Below are 21,694 nucleotides of genomic sequence, written 5' to 3'. Positions count from 1 at the left end.
CACGGCGAATCTTCGGCCGAACGCCGTGTCGACCCCTCAATCACGCGTGTCGGCGCCCTGATCACGCTGGTTCGTCCGGGGCGTGAGGTCCGACACTCCGCCGTGACCCAGGAGATATCTTCCGGTGATCTGCGGGTATGGTGGAAGGTCGTTGCGGGCGCCTCATTCCGGAGAGCAAGCCCGATGAAGGTTTGCGGAAGGTGAGTGGTGGGCTTGCGCGCCCATGGTTTTGTGCTGCAGGTGACCGGGCGATGACCGTCACAGTTGAACCGAACACAGTCGAACCGGCCGAATCCGCCTCGGAAATCACCGCGCCGCTGCCCTGCGTCGCCGAGGTGACGCACGCGCCGTCGACCGCCCCGGTCGCCGACCGTGCTCTCTTCTGGTCCGGGCTCGGCGCGAGCGAGCGCACGCTGCTCGACATCCTCGCCGCCACGGCCGAGCGCCACCCCAACGCCGCCGCGATCGACGACGGCACCACCACCCTGACCTACCGCCGGCTCCTCGAAGAGATCGACGCCTACGGCCGCCGCCTGCGCGGGTACGGCGTCGGCGTCGGGGACCGCGTCGGCGTCCGGATCTCCTCCGGCACCGCCGAGCTGTACGTCGCGATCCTCGCGACCCTGTCCGTCGGCGCCGCCTACGTGCCGGTCGACGCGGACGACCCGGACGAACGTGCCGAACTGGTCTTCGAAGAAGCCGCGGTGGCCGCGGTCGCCACCGACGGCAAGATCAACGTCCACAGCACACCTGGTGGCCGCGAGGGTGTCCCCGGCCCGGCCGACGACGCCTGGATCATCTTCACCTCCGGCTCCACCGGCAAGCCCAAGGGCGTCGCGGTCTCGCACGCCGCCGCCGCCGCGTTCGTCGACGCCGAGGCCGAGCTGTTCCTCACCGAGGAGCCGATCGGCCCGGGCGACCGCGTGCTGGCCGGGCTGAGCGTCGCCTTCGACGCCTCCTGCGAAGAGATGTGGCTGGCCTGGCGGCACGGCGCCTGCCTGGTGCCGGCGCCGCGCGCGCTGGTCCGCACCGGCGTCGACCTCGGCCCGTGGCTGGTCGCGCAGAGCATCACCGTCGTCTCCACCGTGCCGACGCTGGCCGCGCTGTGGCCCGCCGACGCGCTCGAAGACGTCCGCCTGCTCATCTTCGGCGGCGAAGCGTGCCCGCCGGAGCTGGCCGAGCGCGTCGCCGTCGAAGGCCGCGAAGTCTGGAACACCTACGGCCCCACCGAAGCCACCGTCGTCGCCTGCGCCGCGCAGCTGACCGGCGAGGGCCCGGTCCGCATCGGCCTGCCGCTGTCGGGCTGGCAGCTCGCCGTGGTCGACGAGGACGGCCGGCCGGTCGCCATGGGCGAGACCGGCGAGCTCGTCATCGGGGGTGTCGGCCTGGCCCGCTACCTCGACGCCGAGAAGGACGCCGAGAAGTTCGCGGCGCTGCCGTCGCTGGGCTGGCAGCGCGCCTACCGCTCGGGTGACATGGTCCGCGCCGAAGCCGACGGCCTGCTGTTCCTCGGCCGGCTCGACGAGCAGGTCAAGCTCGGCGGCCGCCGCATCGAGCTGGGCGAGGTCGACGCCGCGCTGCAGGCCCTGCCGGGTGTGCAGGGCGCGGCCGCCGCGATCCGCCGCACCAAGGCGGGCAACCAGGTCCTCGTCGGGTACGTCGTGCCCGCCGCGGGGGTGTCCTTCAACCAGGACGAGGCCGCGACCCGGCTGCGCGAACACCTGCCCGCCGCGCTGGTGCCGCTGCTCGCCGTCGTCGAAGACCTGCCCACCCGCACCTCCGGCAAGGTCGACCGCAACGCCCTCCCGTGGCCGCTGTCCACAGTGGACGCCGCCGGGCTGTCCCCGACGCAGGCGTGGCTCGCCGAAGGCTGGGCCGAGATCCTCGGCGTGTCGGTCGACGACCCCAAGGCCGACTTCTTCACCCACGGCGGTGGCAGCCTGACCGCCGCCCAGGTCGTCGCGCGGATCCGCACCCGGCACCCGCAGGTGTCGGTCGCCGACATCTACTCCTACCCGAAGCTGGGCGCGCTGGCCGCGATGCTGGACGCGCTGAGCGGCCAGGCCACCGAACGCCGGGACATCGCGCCGACCAAGCGCCGCGCCGGGGTGATCCAGACGCTGCTGATGGTTCCGCTGATGGGGCTGGCCGGCCTGCGCTGGGCGACCCTCGCCGCCGCGCTGTCGAACGTCCTGTCGCTGCTCGGGTTCGCCTGGGCGCCGACGCTGAACTGGGCGTGGCTCGTGCTGGCCTGGGCCGTGCTGTTCAGCCCGGCCGGCCGCATCGCGATCGCCGCGGGCGGCGCGCGCGTGCTGCTCTCCGGCGTGCGGCCCGGCACCTACCCGCGTGGCGGCAGCGTCCACCTGCGCCTGTGGACGGCCGAGAAGCTCGCAGAGTTCAGCGGCGCGGACAGCGTCGCCGGCGCGTCCTGGATGACGACCTACGCCAAGGCTCTCGGCGCGCGCATCGCCAAGGACGTCGACCTGCACTCGCCGCCGCCGGTCACCGGGTTCCTCAAACTGGGCCGCGGCGCCGCCGTCGAGCCCGAGGTCGACCTGTCCGGCCACTGGGTCGACGGCGATCGCGTGCACATCGGCAAGGTCCGCATCGGCGCGGAGGCCCGGATCGGCGCGCGCAGCACGCTGTTCCCCGGCGTCCGCATCGGCAAGGGCGCGGAGATCGCGGCCGGGTCGACCGTCCGCGGCGCGGTGAAGGCCGGCCAGCACTGGGCCGGCTCGCCCGCTACCCCCGTCGGCAAGGACGGCAAGGACGCGAAGGACGCGCTGAAGTGGCCGTCGAGCCGCCCGCCGCGGTCGCACTTCTGGGCCGCGGTGTACGGCGTGACCTCGGTGCTCCTCGGCTTCCTGCCGGGCCTCGCCGCGCTCCCGGGTGTGGCGGTGCTGGGCTACGCGATCGCCGGCGCGCCGACGCTGCAGGCCGCGTTCACCCAGGCGTTGATCTTCGTGCCGGTCGCGACCACCGCGTACTTCCTGACCTACATGCTGTTCGTGCTCGCCGGCGTCCGGGCGCTGAGCATCGGCATGGTCGAGGGCTACCACCCGGTCCACGGCCGCGTCGCGTGGCAGGTCTGGGCCACCGAGCGGCTGATGAGCATGGCCCGCGAAGGCCTGTTCCCGTTGTACGCCAGCCTGTTCACGCCGGTGTGGCTGCGGCTGCTCGGCGCCAAGGTCGGCCGCAACGTCGAGGCGTCGACGGTGCTCGCGCTGCCTAAGATGACCCAGGTCGACAGCGGCGCGTTCCTGGCCGACGACACCATGGTCGCCACCTACGAGCTCGGCCACGGCTGGCTGCACGTCGCCCCGGCCCGGATCGGCAAGCAGGCCTTCCTCGGCAACTCGGGGATGACCGCGCCCGGCCGGTCGGTGCCGAAGCGCGGACTCGTGGGTGTGCTGTCCTCGACGCCGTTGCGGGCGAAGAAGGGCTCGTCGTACCTCGGCATGCCGCCGCTGCCGGTGCGCCGCGCGATCGGCGACGCCGACACGAGCCGCACCTACACCCCGGCGCTGCACCTCAAGGCGGCCCGGGCGCTGGTCGAGCTGTGCCGGATCATCCCGGTCATGTGCGGCGTCGCGCTGAGCGTCACCGTCGCGTTCGGCCTGCTGTGGGCGGCCACGACCTTCGGATTCGGTGTGGCCGTGCTGCTCGCCGGGCCCGCCCTGCTGGCCGCCGGGATCGTCGCGGCGCTGACCGCGACCGTCATGAAGTGGCTGCTGGTCGGGAAGTTCCGCGAAGTCGATCACCCGCTGTGGAGCTCCTTCGTCTGGCGCAACGAGCTCGCCGACACCTTCGTCGAGACGCTGGCCGTGCCGTGGCTGATCGGGTCTCTCGGCGGCACCCCGCTGCTGGCGGCCTGGCTGCGCACGATGGGCGTCAAGATCGGCCGCGGCGTGTGGCTGGAGACGTACTGGCTGCCCGAGGCCGACCTCGTCGAGCTCGGCGACGGCGCGACCATCAACCGCGGCTGCGTCGTGCAGACGCACCTGTTCCACGACCGGATCATGAGCATGTCGCGGGTGACCCTCGACGAGGGCGCGACGCTCGGCCCGCACGGCATCGTGCTGCCGGGCGCGAGCATCGGCCCGCGCACCACGGTCGGCCCCGGGTCCCTGGTGACCCGCGGCGACGAGGTGCCGCCCGACTCCCGCTGGCTCGGCAACCCGATCTCCGCCTGGACGGGCAAGTAGGTCACGAAGTCACCACCCGGCTCGCACGGAATCACCCCTCCGTGCGAGCCTGGTTCGAAGTACGCACGAGGAAAGGTCCGGCACGGGTGATCTCGAAGGCTTCCGCTCCCGCACCCGGCGCGGACACCTCCGGCGACTCCTACCTCCCCGCGCACGGCAACGGCGGTTACCGGGTCCGGCACTACGACCTGACCCTCGACTACAAGGTCGCGCCGAACCGGCTGTCGGCCTCGGCGGTGATCGCCGCGGAGGCGACGCAGGCGCTTTCCCGCGTCAGCCTCGACTTCGGCGAGTTCCGGATCACCCGCGTGCTGGTCGACGGCAAGCCGGCGAAGTACCTCAAGCGCGTGCGGAAGCTGCACGTCAAGCCGCAGAAGGCGATCGCCGCGGGCAGCGAGTTCACCGTCGAGGTGTTCTACGTCGGCAACCCGCGCCCGGTGGGGAGCCGCTGGGGTGACGTCGGCTGGGACGAGCTGACCGACGGTGCGCTCGTGGCGAGCCAACCTGTCGGGGCGCCGTCGTGGTTCCCGTGCAACGACCACCCGTCCGACAAGGCGACCTACCGGGTGAGCGTGACGACGTCGTCGCCGTACCTGGTCGCGGTCACCGGCGAGCTGGTCGACCGCTACACCTCGGCCAGCACGACGAAGTGGGTCTTCGAACGCCGCGAGCCGACCGCGACCTACCTGATGAGCGTGCAGATCGGCCGCTACGACGACGTCGACCTGAGCGGCGGCGGCTGGTTCGCGCGCGTGGGGGCGGCCGCGCGCCGGCTGAGCGTCGACATCGGACGCGCGAGCGGGCAGGTGGAGGCGGTCCACGAGACCGTGCCGCAGCGCGCCGCCGTGCCGCCGCGGCTGCGCCGGCCGTTCGAGCACGACTTCGGCCGGCAGGGCCGGATGATGGAGGTCCTGCAGCGGCTGTTCGGCCCGTACCCGTTCGGCGAGTACCAGATCGTCGTGACCGACGACGACCTCGACGACCCGATCGAGGCGCAGGGCATGTCGATCTTCGGCGCCAACCACGTCGACGGCCGCCGCACGTACGAGCGGCTCGTGGTGCACGAGCTGGCACACCAGTGGTTCGGCAACAGCCTGACCGTGGCCGATTGGCGCCACATCTGGCTGAACGAGGGCTTCGCGACGTACGCCGAGTGGTTGTGGTCGGAGGAGTCGGGCGGCGAGTCCGCGCAGTCGCTGGCCCGCACGTGGCACACCCGGATGAAGGCCAAGCCGGCCGACGTCCGGGTCGCCGACCCCGGCGTGGCGCGGATGTTCGACGAGCGCGTCTACAAGCGCGGCGCGTTGACGCTGCACGCGCTGCGGGCGGAGATCGGCGACCCGGCGTTCTTCGCGGTGCTGAAGGCGTGGACGACCGAACACCGGCACGGGCTCGTCACGACCGCCGCGTTCGTCGCGACGGCGGAGGAGTACGCGGGCCGCTCGCTGAGGACGTTCTTCACGCGCTGGCTCGACACCCCGGCGTTGCCGCCGCTGCCCTAGCCGTCGATGCGGTCGAACGCTTCCGGCCGAGGGAGTTCCCTTGGCCGTTCTCACCCGGACGGGTGGTCTTCCCGGCAGAATGGGCCTTCGACGAGGGGAGCGCTGATGAGCGAACCGGGGCCGCCCTACGGGTATCCGCAGTGGCAACCGCCGTTACCGCCGAAGAAGACGTCGCCGGCGGCCGTCGTGCTGATCACCGGCTCGGTCGTCGTGGTCGTCGTGATGGTGCTCGCGTTCCTGGCCTGGGGGTATCCCGGGTTCCTGCGGAAGCCGGAGGGCAACGCCGACGGCGTGTGGTTCCCGACGTCGCCGTCGTCGTCGCAGCCGCCGGCCACGCTCGCTTCGCCGAGTGCCTCGGCGCCGCTGCCCGGCGGCCGTGCTCCGCTGCCGAAACGGCCGCGGCCGCTCGCCGATCCGATCACCTGCGCGTTCACCCCCGCGCCCGGCTCGCCCGCGCCGAAGCCGGCCACGCCGCCGCCGGACGGTCCGGCGCCGTCGTCGGGCACCGTCGGAGTGCGGCTCGCGACCAGCGCGGGCGACATCGGGCTGACGCTCGACCGCGCGCTGGCGCCGTGCACCGTGGTGAACTTCCTGAGCCTGGCGAAGCAGGGGTTCTACGACGGCACGTCGTGCCACCGGCTCTCGGTGACGGACGGACTGCAGATGCTCCAGTGCGGCGACCCGGCCGGCGACGGCACCGGCGGCCCGGGCTACACGATCAAGGACGAGACGTTCCCCGAGCTGACCTACGGCCGCGGCATCCTCGCGATGGCCAAGACGTCCGAACCCGACTCGGGCGGCTCCCAGATCTTCCTGGTCTTCGGCGACACGCAGATCCCGCCGGAGTACACGGTGTTCGGCAGCATCGACGACGCCGGCCTGGCGGTCCTCGACAAGGTGGCCGCCGCCGGCGTCGACACGTCCAAGCCCGGCATCGGCGACGGCAGCGGCCCCCCGAAGACCCCGGTCACCTTCACCGCCATCACCACCCCGTGAAGGAAGCGCCGACACGCGTGATCGAGGAGCCGACACGCGTGATTGGGCAGCCGACACGCGTGATTGAAGGGTCGACACGGCGTGTGAAGCCGGATGCTGCGCGTGTCGACCCGGCAATCACGTGAGTTGACCCGGCAATCACGTGAGTTGACCTTCTGATCACGGGCGGTCCAGCAGGTCTCGGAGGGCGGCCAGGAGGGTGGGGACGGACGTGGGGGACGACGTGTGGCTGCGCCAGGCGATGTAGCCGTCCGGGCGGACCAGCAGGCAGCCGTCCTCGGCGATGCCGCTGAGGCGGGACCAGTCGCCGTAGGCGTCGCGGACCTCGGGGTCGCCGACGCGCACCGTCCGCAGGCCGAGGCCCAGCTCGGCGCCCACCTTGGCCGCGGCGTCGCCCCACGCCGTGCCGGTCAGGCCGGTCAGCACCGTCCAGCGGCCGCCGCCGACGACGTCCAAAGTGGACACCCGGCGGCCGTGCGGGCCGACCAGCCACGCGTGCGGCAGTTTCGCGCCCGGCTCGGTGCTGGGCCGGTGGAACAGCTCGGGATCACGCTCGGATGCCACCGGAGCGACGCCGTCGGGCAGCACCGCGCCGGAGACGTAGCGCTGGTCCATCTCGACGCCGTGCGCGTTGAACTCGTAGTGCTTCAGCTCGATCGCCTTCTCCAGCTCACGCCGTTTCGACGCGCCCTCGGGCGTCGGCGCGAGGCAGGTTTCGAGCCCCGCGGTGATGCCGTCGGAGTCGGTGTCGCCGGCGATGCCGAGCGCGGCGAAGATCGGCCCGAACTGGTCGCGGCTGAGGTTCGCCCGGTCGACGATCTGCTTGCCGACCGGCGCGCGCTCGGCGGTGTAGCTGTCCAGCAGGCCTTCGCCCGCTTCGCCGCGCACGACCATCGCGAGCTTCCACGCCAGGTTGTACGCGTCCTGGATGGACGTGTTCGACCCGAGCCCGTTGGACGGCGGGTGCCGGTGCACGGCGTCCCCGGCGCAGAACACCCGGCCGTTGCGGTATTCCGTCGCGTAGTTGTGGTTGACCGTCCACAGTGACGTCGAAGTGATCTCGACGTCGAGGTCCGGGTCGCCGACGAGGTCGCGCACCAGCCGCGTCGCCTCTTCGACGTCGACCTCGGGCGGCGCCTGCTCGATGTCGTAACCCCAGGTCAGCAGCCACTCGTTCCACGGCCGCACCATCCGGACCAGGCCCATCCCGATCCCGCCGAGGTGCGCGCCCGGCCGCATCACCCAGTACAGCACGCTCGGCCGGTGGGCCACGTACGGCGCGAGGTCCGCGGTGAACGTGATGTTCATGCTGCCCGCCTTGCCGGTCTGCCCGGCGATCGGCAGCCCGGCCTGCTCGGCGATGCGGCTGCGCGCGCCGTCCGCACCGATCAGGTACTTGGTGCGCAAAGTGAACTCGTCGCCCCGCACGCGGTCGAGAAACCACACGGTGACGCCGTCTTCGTCCTGCCTGAAGTCGAGGAACTCGGTGTCCAGCCGCAGTTTCGCGCCGCGCGCGGCGGCTTCGCTCGCCAGGATCGGCTCGAGGTAGGTCTGCGGCAGGTCGATCATGTGGCACGGGCTCGCGGCGCCGTACTCGGCGGCCGACCCGGCGCCGGTGCCCCAGCTGGCGATCCGGCCGATCTCCGGCCCGGTCAGCGACGTGCAGAGCACGGTGTCGCCCATCAGGTCCGGCGGCGTCCCGACGGCGAGGGCCTTGTCCTCGACGCCGAGGTCGCGGAAGACCTCCATGGTCCGCTGGTTGGTGATGTGCGCGCGGGGCGTGTTGGCCATCCAGCCGTACTTGGTGGCGAGCACCGTGGGGACGCCGTAGGTGGCGAGCAGCAGCGCCGCCGAGCCGCCGGCGGGGCCGCTGCCGACCACGATGACGTCGGTGTCGTAGCTCATCTCGTGCTCCCGGGCTGGATGCGGAAAGTGAAGTCGAGCCGGCGCCAGAGCCCGGGCTCGCGGCCGTCCGGGGCGGGCCCGGACTGCTCGGTGAAGTCGACGATCAGGCCGTCCTTGACGCCGAACACGGTGTCGGAGCCGAGGTACTCGCCGCCGCGGACGAACAGCTGCGTGATCAGCGTCCGGAACCCGGGCTTGGCGATCATGAAGTGCACGTGCGGCGCCCGGTACGGGTGGCGGCCGACGACGTCGAGCATCTGCCCGACCGGCCCGTCGGCGGGGATCGGGTACGCGCTTGGCACGATGGTCCAGAACCGCAGCCGGCCGTCGGCGTCGGTGCGGAAGCGGGCGCGCAGCGCGGGTCCGTCGAGATCGGGCAGCTGAACGTCATAGAAACCGTCCTCATTGGACTGCCAGACGTCGACGACCGCCTCGGGAACCGGGGCGCCGTGGGTGTCGGTGATCTGGACGTCCGTCCACAGTGGAGTTCCGGGCAGTCCGGCGGCGAGGTCGGTGCCCTGCGGCGTCTCCGGCGGGCCCTCGACGTAGAACGGGCCCAGCACGGCCGACGGCGTGGTGTCCGGCGTGCGCGAGTTGGTCAGGACGTCGACCACGCTGGACACGCCGAGCGTGTCCGACAACAGGATGAACTCCTGGCGCGTGTCGCTCGAGATCTGCCCGGTGCGGGTCAGGAACCCGATCGCGTATTCCCACTCCTCCTGCGTGAGGTCGGTGCGGATCGCGTAGCCGTGCAGCGTCTTGACGAGGTCGGTGAGCAGCTCGCGGACGCGGTCCGGCGCGCCCGCGAAGCTCTCGACGACCTGCTTCGTCAGCGCCGCGAGCACCGGAGGAGCTGTCGTGGGGGTGCCCTTCAAGGCTTGGCGCAGCAGCTCCGCCTCGGGCTCGTCGGCGATGTCGGCTTCGGTGAGCCCAAGCTCGGCCAGCGAGTGCGGGATCGGCAGGGACGCGGTCAGCTCGAAGACGTCGTTCGCGTCGTCGAGGCCCAGGTGCGCCATGACGTGCGGGAGCAGGACGGCGTGGGTTTCGGCGTGCGGCAGCCCGAACTTGCCGCCGAGGTGGTGGCACAGCTTGTGGTGCAGGCCCATCGAAACGCTGTCCAGGCACGAGCCCGCCAGCCACGCGCCGCGCAGGGCGGCGGTCCGCGCGTCCACATCGGACGGATCGGCCACGATCCGCGGCAGGGCGTCCTTCAGCAGCCGGATGGCCTCCGCAGCGAGCAGGTCCGTCATCGGGTTGGCGTCCGGGGCGTAGCGCGCCTCGACGGCGTGGGCGAGCGCGTTGATCCCGCTGGCGGCGGAAGTGGCCACCGGCAGCGAGAGCGTCAGGCCGACGTCGTAGAGCACGACCTCGGGGCGCACCTTCGGGGACCGCTGCGTGATCTTGTGGCCGTCGGTGGTCTCGCCGAGGACGCTCGTCAGCTCCGAGCCCGCGTACGTCGTGGGCACGATCAGCTGCGGCAGGTCGGTGCGCAGGGCGATCGCCTTGGCCAGCCCGGTGGCCGAGCCGCCGCCGACCGCCACGACGCCGTCGACGCCGTGGTCGGCGACGACCTTCAGCGCGCGCTCGGTGACGTCGACCGGGGTGTGCATCGCCGCTTCCTCGAAGCGCGCGGCCAGCCGGGGGCCGAGCGCGGCCGCGGCGCGGTCGCCGTAGCGCGGGCCGGCGACGAGCAGGACGCGCCCGAGTCCCAGGCGGCCGGCTTCCGCGCCGACGTCGTCGAGGGAGCCGAAGACCACCCGCACGGGGTTCGCGGCGTAGCTGAACGAGGTCATGCGAGGGAGTATCCGGCCTGGCCGGGGCCCGGTCCTGCACGTTCGTGCTGCGTCGAGGCACGAAACGCGCGTCTCAGCCCGCCCGGCGCAGGGCGGCCGGCGTGGTGCCGAGCTGCGCGCGCAGCACACGCGTCAGGTGCTCCTGGTGCGAGAAGCCGCAGCGGACGGCGATCTCGGCGATCGGTTCGGTGCCGGTGCGCAGCAGCAGCCCGGCCTGCTCGACGCGCAGCCGCAGCAGGAACCGGTGCGGCGGCAGGCCGGTGCGGGCCTTGAACTGCCGCGAGAACTGGCTGACGCTCAGCCCGGCGAGCGCGGCCAGGTCGGCCAGCGGCGCCGGCTCGGCCAGCTGGTCCGCCATCCGGTCGCGCACCCGCGCGAACTGCCGGTCGGACAGGCCGCGGGCCGGCTCGAGGACCTGGACGCGTCCGGCGTGGTGGTGGCGGACGAGCTGCGCGGCGACGAGCGCGCCGAGCTGGTCGGCGTAGGTGCGGGCGCTCGGCTCCCAGTCGCGGACGACGCCGTCGAGGCTCAGCACGAGCTGTTCGAGCAGCGGATCGCTGCCGAACTCCTCGGCGAGCCGCACGGGGGCGTCCCCGCCGGCCGCTTCCTGGACGGCGTCGTCGGCGACGTAGACGTGCACGGTGTCGAGCTCCCCGCCCAGCTCGACGGACAGGTCGACGTGCGACGGCTGCAGGAACAGCCCGCCGGCGGGCATCCGCCGGCTCTGCTCGTGGGGCGTCCCGACGCCGCGCCGGACCGTCACGGGCCCGCCGAGGTGCAGGATCAGCTGGTGGCTGCGCGCGGGCCCGAACGCGGCGCGGTACGGGCGTTCCCGCTGCTTGGAGAGGTAGACGCGGTCCCAGCCGAGGCCGGCGCTGGTGCGTTCCGGGCGGACCCAGGGCAGCGCGAGGATGCCGTTGGTGTCGGTCAGCCCGAGTTCGCCCACGCCTGCCTCCTCGACGTCGAGGCCGACCCCGATCGTACCCGCGCGGAGGGTCGGCTCACGTACCCAGACAGTCGGCTCGCGTACCCAGGCAGTCGGCTCACGAACCGACCGTCCAGGTACGTGAGCCGACTCTGCAGGTACGTGAGCCGACCGTCCGGGTACGTGGGCCGACTCCGTGGGTACGCTAGCCGACCGTCTGGGTTAGCCGGGGCTGGCGCGGCCGTGGCGCCAGTAGCCGAGGAACGCGATGCCGGACTTCGGCCAGCCGCGGTCGCGCACCAGGTGGCGGCGCACCCCGGTGGCGAGCGCGGCTTCCCCGGCGACCCAGGCGTAGGCGCGTCCGGCCGGCAGGTCGGCGTTCCGGACCGCCTGCAGCGCGAGCGTGCCCGGGCGGCCGGGCCGGAGCCGGGGCAGCCAGTGCACCCGGGCCCCGGGCGGGGCCTCGACCTCCCGGATGTCCGAGTACGCGGGTACCTCCAGGAACACCTCCGCCACCGGGTCGGCGGGCGCGCCCTCGAGGATCGCCAGGACCGCGGGCAGCGCGCTCTCGTCCCCGGCGAGCAGCTGCCAGGCCACCCCGGCCGGCGGCAGGTAGCTGACGCCGAGGTCGAAGACCCCGGCCGGGTCGCCCGGGCGGGCGCGACGGGCCCACTCGGCGGCCGGGGCGTCGCCGTCGTGCAGGGCGAACTCGATGTCGATCTCGCCGGGGCGGGACCGCCGGATCGTGTAGTTGCGGACCCACGGGCGGCGGCTCTTCGGCATCAGCAGCACCTCCGCCATCCAGCCCTCGTGGTCCCGGGTCGGCATCCGCAGCCGGTCCTGCCCGGCGCGCGGGAAGAACAGCCGGACGGCCTGGTCGTCGCCCGCCGGCTCGAACTCCGCCAGCTCCGGACCGCCCAGGGTGAGGGTGCGGAACGCCGGGCTCGGCGCCGTGTTCGCCAGGACTTCGAGGGTGATCATCTTCCGCGTCTTCGCGCGGCGGACCTTCGGGATCATCAGACGTCCAGCACGAGCCGGGGCGAGCGCGCGCGGGAGACGCACGCGTACATCCGGCCGGGCGGCGCGCCGATGTCGTCGCGGTGCTCGGGCTCGCCGTCGACGACCGTCAGCTCGCAGCTGCCGCAGACGCCTTCGCGGCAGCCGGACGGCACCGGGCGCCCGGCGTGGGTCAGCGCGTCGAGCAGGGACTCGTCCGGCGGGACCTGGATCGTCTGCCCGGAGCGGGTGCAGACGACCTCGAACGCCGTGTCGGGCCCGAAGACGCGGCGGGTGGGCTGGAAGCGTTCGGCGTGCACCCGCGGGAACACGGCCTCGGCCGCGGCGAGCATCGACGCCGGGCCGCAGCAGTAGACCTCCGCGTGGGGGTCCAGTTCCGCGAAGTCCGGCCGGCCGCGTTCGGCCGTGGGGAACAGCCGCACGCGGTCGCCGTACTCAGCAAGGAGTTCCGAAGCGAAGGGCATGGTCGCGAGCGACCGGCCCGCGTAGACCAGCGTCGCCGCGGCGCCGGCCGCGACGGCGGCCCGCAGCATCGGCACGATCGGCGTGATGCCGATCCCGCCGGCCAGGAACAGGTACTCCGGCGCCGGCGCGAGCGGGAAGTGGTTGCGCGGCACCGAGACTTCGAGCGTCCGGCCGGGGCGCAGGTACCGGTGGACGTACTCCGAGCCGCCGCGGCTGAGCGGGTCGTGGCGGACCGCGATCCGGTAGCTCGTGAGATCGCCCGGGTCGCCGCACAGCGAGTACTGCCGGGTCAGCCAGTTCGGCAGCGCGAGGTCGACGTGCGCGCCCGGCTCCCACGGTTCGAGGGGTCCTTCGTCTCCGTGCAGGACAAGGGAAACGACGTCGTCGGCGACCCGCTCGACGCGGTCGAGGATGGTCTTCTGCATGGGTCAGTACAGCTTCCGGTAGCCGGCTTCGAGCATGGCCTCGAACTGCGCCGGGTCGACGTCCACGCCGAGCTGGTCGGACACGATCTCGCCGGCCGACGGCAGCTCTCCGGCCAGGGCCTGGCTCGCGGGGTCCCAGAGGCGGGACCGGATCAACGCGCGGCCGCAGTGGAAGTACACCTGCTCGACCTCGACGACGATCGCCAGGTCCGGCTCCTTCGCCTCGGTCCGCATCCGGGCGAGCACGTCGGCGTCGTCGGTGACGTACGCGCGGCCGTTGACCCGCACGGTTTCCCGCACGCCGGGGACGAAGAACAGCAGGCCGACGCCGTCGTTCTCGGCGATGTTGCGGAAGGAGTCGGCGATCTTGTTGCCGGCGCGGTCGGGCATGGCGAGCGTGCGCTCGTCGAGGACCTTCACGAAGCCGGGGTAGTCGCCGCGGGGCGAGCAGTCGGCGCGGCCCGCGGCGTCGGCGGTGGCGAGGGTGAGGAAGGGGGAGTGGGCGATGAAGCGGCGGACGTGCCGGTCGACGTGGCCGAGGATCTTGGCCTCGATCATCGCCTCGGGTTCGCCAAGCCGCGCCCGCACCTCGGCCATGGAGACTCGGCGCAGCGTGTTTGTGCTGGTCATGCCACAATTATGAGCAATCATTCGGATCTGGCGCTACTCGCTTTTGCGGAGCGCGACAGGAGGAGCCGTGCCGTCGGACCCGCGCCGCATCCAGCCACGTAAACAGCCCCGCCAGGTCCGCGCCGAGCTCACCCGGGAGCGGATCCTCACCGCGGCTGCTCACGTTTTCGCCGAGCACGGCTACGCCGCGGGCACCACCAACCGCATCGCCGAGCGGGCCCGGATCTCCATCGGCTCGCTCTACCAGTACTTCCCGAACAAGGACGCGATCCTGGCCGAGCTACTGATCCGGCACCTGGATTCCGGGGAGGAGTCGACCGGCTGGCAGCAGCGCCACGAGCTGACCGGCTCGCTCGACGAGATCGTCCGCGCCCTGGTGCACCTCGTGATCGAGCACCACCTCGACGACCCGCAGCTGCTGCGTCTGCTGCTGGAGCAGGCGCCCCGTTCGCAGGAGCTGCTGGAGAAGGTGGGCCGGTACGAGCAGGCGCGGATCGCCTTCGCCCGGGACCTGTTCGACCGGCACCCGGAAGTCGGGGTCGCCGACACCGAGACGGCCGCGAAGCTGGTCGTGACGACGTTGGAGCTGGTCGTGCACCAGCTCGTCGCGTCCCGGGAGCCGGTGGACACCGGCCGGCTGGAGAACGAGCTGGTCGGCATGCTCACCCGGTACCTCAGGGGCTAGCTCCTGAACGGCGTCCAAGACTTTCGTCGTCCTCCGCGCGGGGGAGGGCACGCGGCCCGGCGTAATGCTCGCCGGTGGCCGGAAGTTTCCCAGGTGCACGCGGGGAGTGCGTGCGCGTCCTCAGCAGGCCGGGGGGCCTGAGGGCGGATGGGGCGTGGTGCCGGGCTCGCGCAGGGGCGGGCCCGGCACCGCCCGGTCAGCCGTCGCGGGCGCCGAGCGCGGCTTGCGCTCGGCCGGCCGCCAAAGCCGTGAATGGCACATCGAGGGACTCAGAGTCCCTCGATGTGCCATTCACGGACCACCGCGGGAGGTGGGGGCTCAGAGCGGGTTGAACTCGCCCAGGGGGGCGGTGCAGAAGGGGCCGCCGACGAACTCGGCCGCCGCGCCCGTGGGGGCGGGGCGGGAAGCCAGCTGCTCCGCGTAGACCTCGGCGTCGTCCAGGGACTTGTAGCCCAGCGCCTCGGCTTCGGCCAGCGAGTAGATCCGGCGCGTGTTGTCCGAGACGCCCCAGATCAGCCGGTAGCCCGGCGACGGCGCGGCGAGGCAGGCCTCGAACAGCCGCGCGCCGTCGTCGGGGGAGAGCCACGTCGTGAGGCCGCGCGGGCCCAGCGGCAACGGCGTCTCGAAGCACGAGCCGATGCGGATCACGATGACGTCCATCCCGAACCGCGAGTGGTACAGGCTGCCGAGCGCCTCGATCACGGCCTTGCTGACGCCGTAGTAGGTGTCCGGGCGCGGCGAGGAGTCCGCGGGCAGGTCGTCGTCGTTGCGCCGGAAGCCGACGGCGTGGTTGCTCGACGCCAGGAGCACCCGCTTGACCCCGGCTTCGCGAGCGGCCTCCAGCACCGTGTGGGTGCCGTCGATGTTGACGTCGAGGGTGGCGGCCCACGAGTTCTCGCGGCTGTGGCCACCGAGGTGGATCAGCGCGTCGACGCCTTCGCACGCCGACGCCATCGCCGCCGCGTCGGTGACTGATGCCGTCACGACCTCCTCGGAGGCGTCCGACGCCGTCTGCGGGGCCACGTCGAGCAGGCGCAGCACCCGGCCGGGGCGCCGCAGGCGGGGGCGCATCAGGGTGCCGACGACACCCGCCGACCCGGTGATGAGCACACGCTGGTCCGTCAATGGACTTCCTTCCGTAAGGGCGGCGGTCAGCGGATTCCGGCCCGGCGCAGCTGCTGCCCGAGCTCGGCGGTGGTCTCCGCCAGCAACTCGCCGACGCGCTGGGCGTCGGCGTCGGTCACCTGGGAGATGGGCATCGAGCAGCTGATCGCGTCCGTGCCCGGGATCCGGTAGGGGATCACCGCGGCGACGCACCGGACGCCCAGCGTGCCCTCCTCGATCTCGGCGGCGTACCCGCGTTCGCGGGTCGCGGCGCACTCGGCGTGCAGCGCTTCGAGCGAGGTGATGGTGTTCGGGGTCAGCGGGATCAGGGTCGACGGCAGCAGCGCCTCGATCTCTTCGTGCGTCAGCTCGGCCAGCAGGGCCTTGCCCAGCGCGGTCGCGTGCGTGGGCAGCGTGCGCCCGACGCGTGAGACGAGGTGGGTGGAGCGCTGCGACTCCCGCGTCTCCAGGTAGACGACCTCGGTGGCGTTGCGGCGCGCGAAGTGCGCGGTGAAGCCGGTCTTCTCCCGGATCCGTTCCAGGGCCTCGGTGGCGAACGGGACGACGGCGTCGCGGTCGAGGTAGGCCGTGCCGCAGATCAGCGCGCGGACGCCGAGCCGGTAGCGGGCGGTGTTCGCGTCCGCCTCCAGCCAGCCGGCTTCCAGGAGCGTGCGCAGCAGGCCGTGCAGCGACGAGCGCGGGAACCCCGTGCGCGCGTGCAGATCGGAGAGCGAGAGCCAGACGTCGTTCGCCGCGAAGGTTTCGATCAGATCGACCGCCCGGCGCGCGGATTTCACCCCTGACGACTCGGCGGGCGCACCGTCGGTCGCCGCCGGGTTGGCCACCTTTTGCGGCATTTTCGCGCCTCCGTCCGGCCGTTGACTTGTGACTCCGGCCATATTAGCGTCCCGAACAACGTTCTTATGGATGAACATAGTCACTATAACAGACTCCATTCATGGATGTGAACATGCTTGCGATGCCCGCCCTGACGACCGTCACCCGGCTTCGTCGCGCACGCGGGCGTCGCGCGTACCACCGACTTGCTCGTTCATGTGCCAGCGAAGACGCTCGAGTACAACGGAGGCATGGGAACCCGGTGCGGTGCCACAAAGCAGCGCCGGGCACGACCGTGCCCACCTGACCCGGCCAGCACCCGGCCGAAACCGACAAAAGGACGAGAGAGCAGAAACTGATGGCACAGACCGAGATCGCGCTGGACGGCCTGCTGGCGTTCCCCCTCACCCCATTCACCGAGGACCTCGAGGTCAACCTCGACGCGCTCGCGGAGAACGTGGAGAGCCACATCGCGGCCGGCGCCGGTGCGCTGTTCGTCGCGTGCGGCACCGGTGAGTTCAGCTCGCTCTCGCCCGCCGAGCACGCCGCGGTGCTCGCCAGGTCCCGTGAGGTGGCCGCCGGCCGCGTGCCGGTCTGGGTGGGGGCCGGTGGTGGTGCCGCGGCGGCGCGGGCCGGCGTCGCGGCGGCCGAGGCCGGCGGCGCGGACGGCGTCCTGCTGCTCCCGCCGTACCTGGTTTCCGGGCCGCAGGCGGGCTTGGTCGACTTCGTCCGCTACGCCGTCGGCGACACGTCCGTGCCGGTGATCGTCTACCACCGCGGCACCGGCGTGTTCACCGCGCCGGCCGCGGCGTCGCTGCTCGACATTCCCTCGGTCGTGGGCCTCAAGGACGGCTACGGCGACGTCGAGGTGATGACCCGGATCGTCACCACGATCCGCTCGCTCGACACCGGCCGCGCGCGGGACTTCCTGTTCTTCAACGGGTTGCCGACCGCGGAGGTGTCCGCCAAGGCGTACGCCGCGATCGGCGTCGCCCGCTACTCCTCGGCCGTGCACTGCTTCGCCCCGGAGATCGCCCACCGCTTCCACCGCGCGCTCGCCGAGGGCGACCACGCGACGATGGACACCCTGCTGGCCGGGTTCTACCTGCCGCTGGTGGCGCTGCGCGACGAGTCGCCCGGCTTCGCCGTGTCGCTGGTCAAGGCCGCCGCCCGGCTGCGCGGCGACAAGGTCGGCTCGGTCCGGCCGCCGCTGGTCGAGCCGACGCCCGAGCAGATCGACCGGTTGCAGAAGGTCGTGGAGGACGGCTTCACGACGTTGAAGGCGCTGAGCTGATGAAGATCCTCGATGTGGTGCTGACCCCGGTCGCGTTCGCCGACCCGCCGCTGCTCAACGTCATGGGCGTGCACGAGCCGTTCGCGCTGCGCGGCATCGTCCAGGTCAGGTGCGAGGACGGGATCGTCGGGCTCGGGGAGTCCTATGGGGACGAAGCGTTCCTCGGCGAGGTGCGCAAGGTGCTGCCGCGGCTGCGCGGCCACGACGTCTTCGACCTGCCCGGCCTGCAGCGGCTCGTCGCGCAGGCGCTGTCGGGCACCGTGCTGACCGACGCGCACGGGCTGATCGGCGGGTTCTCCATCCGCAAGACCGTCGCGAGCGTGTACTCGCTGTTCGAGGTCGCCTGCCTGGACGCGCAGGGGCAACTGCTCGGCCGCCCGGTGAGCGACCTGCTCGGCGGCAAGGCGCGCGACGCCGTCGAGTTCTCCGCGTACCTGTTCTACAAGTACGGCAAGCACGTCGACGGCCGCGAGGACACCTGGGGCGAGATCACCACGCCGGAAACCCTGGTCGGCTCGGCGAAGCGGATGATCGACGAGTACGGCTTCCGCTCGATCAAGCTCAAGGGCGGCGTCTACGAGCCGGCCCAGGAGGTCGACGGGATCCGCGCGCTGGCCGAGGCGTTCCCCGGGCACCCGCTGCGGATCGACCCGAACGCCGCGTGGACGCCGGAGACCGGCATCCGCGTCGCCGCCGAGCTGGACGGCGTCCTGGAGTACCTCGAAGACCCGACGCCGGGCATCGAGGGCATGGCCCGCGTCGCCGAGCAGGCGTCGATGCCGCTGGCCACCAACATGTGCGTCGTGAACTTCGGCGACGTCGAGCCCGGCTTCCGGGCGCGCGCCATCGGCGTCCTGCTGTCGGACCACCACTTCTGGGGCGGCCTGCGCGCCACCCAGTCGTTGTCGGTGACCTGCGAGAGCTTCGGTGTCGGCCTGTCGATGCACTCCAACAGCCACCTCGGGATCAGCCTGGCCGCGATGGTGCACGTCGCCGCGGCGACCCCGCACCTGACCTACGCCTGCGACACGCACTGGCCGTGGAAGGTCGAGGACGTCATCGAGCCGGGCGTGCTGGAGTTCCGCGAGGGCGCCGTCCCGGTGCCGACGACACCGGGGCTGGGCGTCACGCTCGACGAGGACGCGCTGGCGAAGCTGCACGAGAACTACGTCCGATGTGGACAGACCAAACGGGACGATGTGACCTACATGCGCAAGTACGTCGAGGGTTTCGAGCCGAACACGGCGAGGTGGTGACCCGGTGAAGGTGACCGGATACGCCTACCCGTGGGACGTCCTGGAGGACGGGTTCGTCGACCGTGCGCGCGGCCTCGGCGTCGACGAGGTGGCCGTGGCGCTGTCGTACCACAGCACCCGCGCGGCGACGCCCTGGTCGGCGTCGCGCACGGCCGTCGTGGCGCGGCACGCGGCGTTCCACCGGCCCGTGCGCCCGGACGCGTGGGGTTCGCTGCGTCCGTCCACTCCGGACTGGATCACGACCCCGGACTCCGGCGGCGACGCCGTCCGGCTGCTCAACGAGGCCGGGATCCCGGCCGCGGCGTGGATCGTGCTGACGCACAACTCGCAGCTCGGGTACGAGCACCCGGACGTCGCCGTGCGCAACTGCTTCGGCGAGGTCTACCCGTGGGCGCTGTGCCCGTCGCAGCCCGCGGTGCGGGAGTACGCCGCGGCGATGACCGCGGAAGCCGTTGCCGGGCTCGAGCTGTCGTCGGTGGTCCTCGAGGCGTGCGGCCCGCTCGGCGCGGTGCACCAGCACCAGCACGAGAAGACCGACGGTGTCTGGGCGCCCGCGGTGGCCCGGCTGCTGTCGATCTGCTGCTGCGACGCGTGCGCTTCTTCGTGGGACATCGATGCGGACGTCGTCCGGGCCCAGCTCGTCGAGGAGGTGCGGCGGCTCGTCGCCACCGGGGACCTCGGCGCTGTGGCCGACGCGCTGCCGCCGTCGCTGACCCAGGCGCTGCTGCGGACCCGGCAGGCGGCCACCGACGCGCTGCGGGCCGCCGTGCTGGCCACGCTCCCGGCGGGCACGCGGATCGTGCTGCACGGCGCGCTCGACCCCTGGGTCACCGGCGCGCTGCCCGGCCTCACGCCGGGCGCGATCGACGACGCCGATTCCGTCGTACTCTTCGGCTGGGCGCCCGCGACGGGGGCCGACGCCGTCGCCGCGGCCAGGGAGGCCCTGCCGGAGCGGGTGGCGATCGGCAGCTACATCACCGCCGTGGCGGCCGCCCCCGTGCCCGACATCGCCGCCTACGTCGGCGAGCTCGCCAAGGCGGGCGCGGCCGAGCTGCACCTGTACCACCTCGGCCTGGCCGGTCCGGGCCGCTGGCGCGACCTGGACACCGCCACCGCCGCCGCCCACGAGAACTGAGGAGCTGCACCCGAAATGAGCCAGGCCACCGACGCCGCCACGCTCGAGAAGATCCTGGCGGCCGCCGCCGAAGCCGCCCGTCCGGCCGCCGAGGCCACCCCGGCCGAGCGCGGCCGCTGGCTGACCGCGGCCGCCGACGCCCTCGACGCCGCGGCCGGCGAACTGGTCCCGCTGGCCCACACCGAGACGCACCTGCCCGCCACCCCGCGGCTGGCCGGCGAGCTGAAGCGCACGACGTTCCAGCTGCGGCTGTTCGCCGAGTCCCTCACCGACGGCGCGTACCTCGGCGCCACCGTCGACCACGCCGACTCCGACTGGCCGATGGGCCCGCGCCCGGACATCCGGCGCGTCAAGACCGCGATCGGCCCGGTGCTGGTGTTCGCGGCCAGCAACTTCCCGTTCGCGTTCAGCGTCGCCGGCGGCGACACCGCGTCCGCGCTGGCCGCGGGCTGCCCGGTGATCCTCAAGGCGCACCCGGGCCACCCGGAGCTGTCCGCGCGGACCGGCCTGATCGTGCGCGAGGCGCTGCTCGAGGCGGGCGCCCCGGCAGGCCTGTTCAACGTCATCTTCGGCCAGGATGAGGGCGTCACCGCGCTGAAGGACCCGCGGATCGCGGCGGCGTCGTTCACCGGCTCGATCCCGGGCGGGCGCGCGCTGTTCGACATCGCCAACGCGCGGCCGCGGCCGATCCCGTTCTACGGCGAGCTGGGCAGCGTGAACCCGGTCGTCGTCACCGAGGGTGCGATCGCCGCCCGCGGTGAGGCCGTCGCGAAGGGCTACGCCGGGTCGTTCACCCTCGGCGCCGGCCAGTTCTGCACCAAGCCGGGCCTGCTGTTCCTGCCGGAGGAGCACGGCCTGACCGAGACGCTGCGCTCGGCGTTGGAAGGCGCCGCGCCCCAGCCGATGCTCAACGACCGCATCGCCGGCGGTTACGCCTCGACGCTCGCGAAGCTTCGCGAGGTCCCGGGGGTCGACGTCGTCTCGGCGTCGCCGTCCGAGGCGCCCGCGTTCACCCCGACGCTGCTCGCCACCACCGGCAAGCAGTTCCTCGAGGGTGGCGAGGCCGTGCACCAGGAGTGCTTCGGGCCGGCGTCGCTGATCGTCACCTACGCCGACCAGGCCGAGCTGCTGCGCCTGCTCGACGTCATCGAACCGGGGCTCACCGCCACGATCCACGGCGAGGAGTCCGACGCGGACTGGATCCGGCCGGTGCTGCCGGCCTTGGCCCGCATCGCCGGGCGGCTGCTGTGGAACGACTGGCCCACCGGCGTCACGGTGAGCTGGGCCCAGCAGCACGGCGGCCCGTACCCGGCCACAACCGCCCCGACCACGACGTCCGTCGGCACCGCCGCGATCGAGCGCTTCCTGCGCCCGATCGCGTGGCAGGGCTTCCCGGACGCGCTACTGCCCGAACCCCTGCAGGAGGCCAACCCCTGGCAGCTGCCCCGACGCACCGACGGAACCCGCTGACCCCGTCGTGAGTGGTAATGAGGGTTCTAACCCTCATTACCACTCACGAC

The 21,694-nt window shown here is 72.6% G+C and carries 16 protein-coding genes; 8 read left to right on the top strand and 8 right to left on the bottom strand.

The window, feature by feature from the left end; genetic code table 11:
- Positions 1 to 251 precede the first annotated feature (251 nt).
- From ACLJQZ_RS44965 to ACLJQZ_RS44955, 3 genes are all read left to right on the top strand, one after another.
- On the top strand, positions 252 to 4,205 hold the full coding sequence (locus ACLJQZ_RS44965) for a Pls/PosA family non-ribosomal peptide synthetase (protein WP_410627492.1): 3,954 nt from the start codon (positions 252 to 254) through the stop codon (positions 4,203 to 4,205).
- Between the two features lie 86 nt (positions 4,206 to 4,291).
- The gene (locus ACLJQZ_RS44960) at positions 4,292 to 5,707 is read left to right on the top strand and encodes a M1 family metallopeptidase (protein ID WP_410627490.1); all 1,416 of its coding nucleotides are present in this window, start codon (positions 4,292 to 4,294) and stop codon (positions 5,705 to 5,707) included.
- Between the two features lie 105 nt (positions 5,708 to 5,812).
- Positions 5,813 to 6,703 carry a peptidylprolyl isomerase gene (locus tag ACLJQZ_RS44955; RefSeq protein ID WP_410627489.1) on the top strand — a complete coding sequence of 297 codons (891 nt, stop codon included), beginning with the start codon at positions 5,813 to 5,815 and terminating at the stop codon, positions 6,701 to 6,703.
- A gap of 159 nt (positions 6,704 to 6,862) precedes the next feature.
- Here the strand turns inward: ACLJQZ_RS44955 and ACLJQZ_RS44950 are convergent, their stop codons facing one another.
- The 6 genes from ACLJQZ_RS44950 to ACLJQZ_RS44925 form a co-directional block, all read right to left on the bottom strand.
- Positions 6,863 to 8,608: an FAD-dependent oxidoreductase gene (locus tag ACLJQZ_RS44950; RefSeq protein ID WP_410627487.1), complete on the bottom strand. Its 1,746-nt coding sequence runs from the start codon at positions 8,606 to 8,608 to the stop codon at positions 6,863 to 6,865.
- Complete coding sequence (locus ACLJQZ_RS44945; protein WP_410627485.1) at positions 8,605 to 10,401, bottom strand: maleylacetate reductase and hydroxyquinol 1,2-dioxygenase domain-containing protein; 1,797 nt, start codon at positions 10,399 to 10,401, stop codon at positions 8,605 to 8,607. Before ACLJQZ_RS44945 ends, ACLJQZ_RS44950 begins: the two co-directional genes overlap by 4 nt.
- 73 nt (positions 10,402 to 10,474) lie before the next feature.
- The gene (locus ACLJQZ_RS44940; protein ID WP_410627484.1) at positions 10,475 to 11,347 is read right to left on the bottom strand and encodes a helix-turn-helix domain-containing protein; all 873 of its coding nucleotides are present in this window, start codon (positions 11,345 to 11,347) and stop codon (positions 10,475 to 10,477) included.
- 201 nt (positions 11,348 to 11,548) lie between these two features.
- The gene (locus tag ACLJQZ_RS44935) at positions 11,549 to 12,343 is read right to left on the bottom strand and encodes a siderophore-interacting protein (RefSeq protein WP_410627483.1); all 795 of its coding nucleotides are present in this window, start codon (positions 12,341 to 12,343) and stop codon (positions 11,549 to 11,551) included.
- Positions 12,343 to 13,233, bottom strand: coding sequence for a PDR/VanB family oxidoreductase (locus ACLJQZ_RS44930; RefSeq protein WP_410627481.1), 891 nt, complete (start codon positions 13,231 to 13,233; stop codon positions 12,343 to 12,345). The genes ACLJQZ_RS44935 and ACLJQZ_RS44930 overlap by 1 nt, the downstream gene beginning before the upstream one ends.
- 3 nt (positions 13,234 to 13,236) lie before the next feature.
- Positions 13,237 to 13,863: an MSMEG_1061 family FMN-dependent PPOX-type flavoprotein gene (locus ACLJQZ_RS44925; RefSeq protein ID WP_410627479.1), complete on the bottom strand. Its 627-nt coding sequence runs from the start codon at positions 13,861 to 13,863 to the stop codon at positions 13,237 to 13,239.
- Between the two features lie 67 nt (positions 13,864 to 13,930).
- Between ACLJQZ_RS44925 and ACLJQZ_RS44920 the strand changes: the two genes are divergently transcribed.
- Entirely contained in the window at positions 13,931 to 14,548 is a 618-nt protein-coding gene (locus ACLJQZ_RS44920) for a TetR/AcrR family transcriptional regulator (RefSeq protein WP_410627477.1), read from the top strand.
- A 318-nt stretch (positions 14,549 to 14,866) separates the two neighbouring features.
- Here the strand turns inward: ACLJQZ_RS44920 and ACLJQZ_RS44915 are convergent, their stop codons facing one another.
- The gene (locus ACLJQZ_RS44915) at positions 14,867 to 15,673 is read right to left on the bottom strand and encodes an NAD-dependent epimerase/dehydratase family protein (RefSeq protein WP_410627475.1); all 807 of its coding nucleotides are present in this window, start codon (positions 15,671 to 15,673) and stop codon (positions 14,867 to 14,869) included.
- Between the two features lie 26 nt (positions 15,674 to 15,699).
- Positions 15,700 to 16,509: an IclR family transcriptional regulator gene (locus ACLJQZ_RS44910; RefSeq protein ID WP_326951126.1), complete on the bottom strand. Its 810-nt coding sequence runs from the start codon at positions 16,507 to 16,509 to the stop codon at positions 15,700 to 15,702.
- Positions 16,510 to 16,847: 338 nt separating this feature from the next.
- On the opposite strand from ACLJQZ_RS44910, the gene ACLJQZ_RS44905 reads away from it, so the two are divergent.
- From ACLJQZ_RS44905 to ACLJQZ_RS44890, 4 genes are read left to right on the top strand one after another with little or no spacing between them, the layout of a single operon-like run.
- Positions 16,848 to 17,783 (top strand): 5-dehydro-4-deoxyglucarate dehydratase, encoded by a 936-nt coding sequence (locus ACLJQZ_RS44905; RefSeq protein WP_410627473.1) that lies wholly within the window; start codon positions 16,848 to 16,850, stop codon positions 17,781 to 17,783.
- Positions 17,783 to 19,039: a glucarate dehydratase family protein gene (locus ACLJQZ_RS44900; protein ID WP_410627471.1), complete on the top strand. Its 1,257-nt coding sequence runs from the start codon at positions 17,783 to 17,785 to the stop codon at positions 19,037 to 19,039. The genes ACLJQZ_RS44905 and ACLJQZ_RS44900 overlap by 1 nt, the downstream gene beginning before the upstream one ends.
- A 4-nt stretch (positions 19,040 to 19,043) precedes the next feature.
- Positions 19,044 to 20,174 (top strand): hypothetical protein, encoded by a 1,131-nt coding sequence (locus tag ACLJQZ_RS44895; protein WP_410627469.1) that lies wholly within the window; start codon positions 19,044 to 19,046, stop codon positions 20,172 to 20,174.
- Between the two features lie 15 nt (positions 20,175 to 20,189).
- On the top strand, positions 20,190 to 21,644 hold the full coding sequence (locus ACLJQZ_RS44890; RefSeq protein ID WP_410627467.1) for an aldehyde dehydrogenase (NADP(+)): 1,455 nt from the start codon (positions 20,190 to 20,192) through the stop codon (positions 21,642 to 21,644).
- The last annotated feature ends 50 nt before the right edge of the window (positions 21,645 to 21,694 follow it).

It is taken from the genome of Amycolatopsis sp. cmx-8-4, assembly GCF_046548675.1.
Taxonomy (GTDB): Bacteria; Actinomycetota; Actinomycetes; order Mycobacteriales; family Pseudonocardiaceae; genus Amycolatopsis.
Note: the sequence above shows the minus strand (reverse complement) of the source record. Positions and strands in the feature narration are given on the sequence as shown.

Bases quoted from the DNA above. Each gene is read 5' to 3' on its own strand.
- ACLJQZ_RS44950 (WP_410627487.1), bottom strand. From the start codon at position 8,608: ATGAGCTACGACACCGACGTCATCGTGGTCGGCAGCGGCCCCGCCGGC.
- ACLJQZ_RS44910 (WP_326951126.1), bottom strand. From the start codon at position 16,509: ATGCCGCAAAAGGTGGCCAACCCGGCGGCGACCGACGGTGCGCCCGCC.
- ACLJQZ_RS44890 (WP_410627467.1), top strand. From the start codon at position 20,190: ATGAGCCAGGCCACCGACGCCGCCACGCTCGAGAAGATCCTGGCGGCC.
- ACLJQZ_RS44930 (WP_410627481.1), bottom strand. From the start codon at position 13,233: ATGCAGAAGACCATCCTCGACCGCGTCGAGCGGGTCGCCGACGACGTC.
- ACLJQZ_RS44905 (WP_410627473.1), top strand. From the start codon at position 16,848: ATGGCACAGACCGAGATCGCGCTGGACGGCCTGCTGGCGTTCCCCCTC.
- ACLJQZ_RS44935 (WP_410627483.1), bottom strand. From the start codon at position 12,343: ATGATCCCGAAGGTCCGCCGCGCGAAGACGCGGAAGATGATCACCCTC.
- ACLJQZ_RS44900 (WP_410627471.1), top strand. From the start codon at position 17,783: ATGAAGATCCTCGATGTGGTGCTGACCCCGGTCGCGTTCGCCGACCCG.
- ACLJQZ_RS44965 (WP_410627492.1), top strand. From the start codon at position 252: ATGACCGTCACAGTTGAACCGAACACAGTCGAACCGGCCGAATCCGCC.
- ACLJQZ_RS44955 (WP_410627489.1), top strand. From the start codon at position 5,813: ATGAGCGAACCGGGGCCGCCCTACGGGTATCCGCAGTGGCAACCGCCG.
- ACLJQZ_RS44925 (WP_410627479.1), bottom strand. From the start codon at position 13,863: ATGACCAGCACAAACACGCTGCGCCGAGTCTCCATGGCCGAGGTGCGG.
- ACLJQZ_RS44945 (WP_410627485.1), bottom strand. From the start codon at position 10,401: ATGACCTCGTTCAGCTACGCCGCGAACCCCGTGCGGGTGGTCTTCGGC.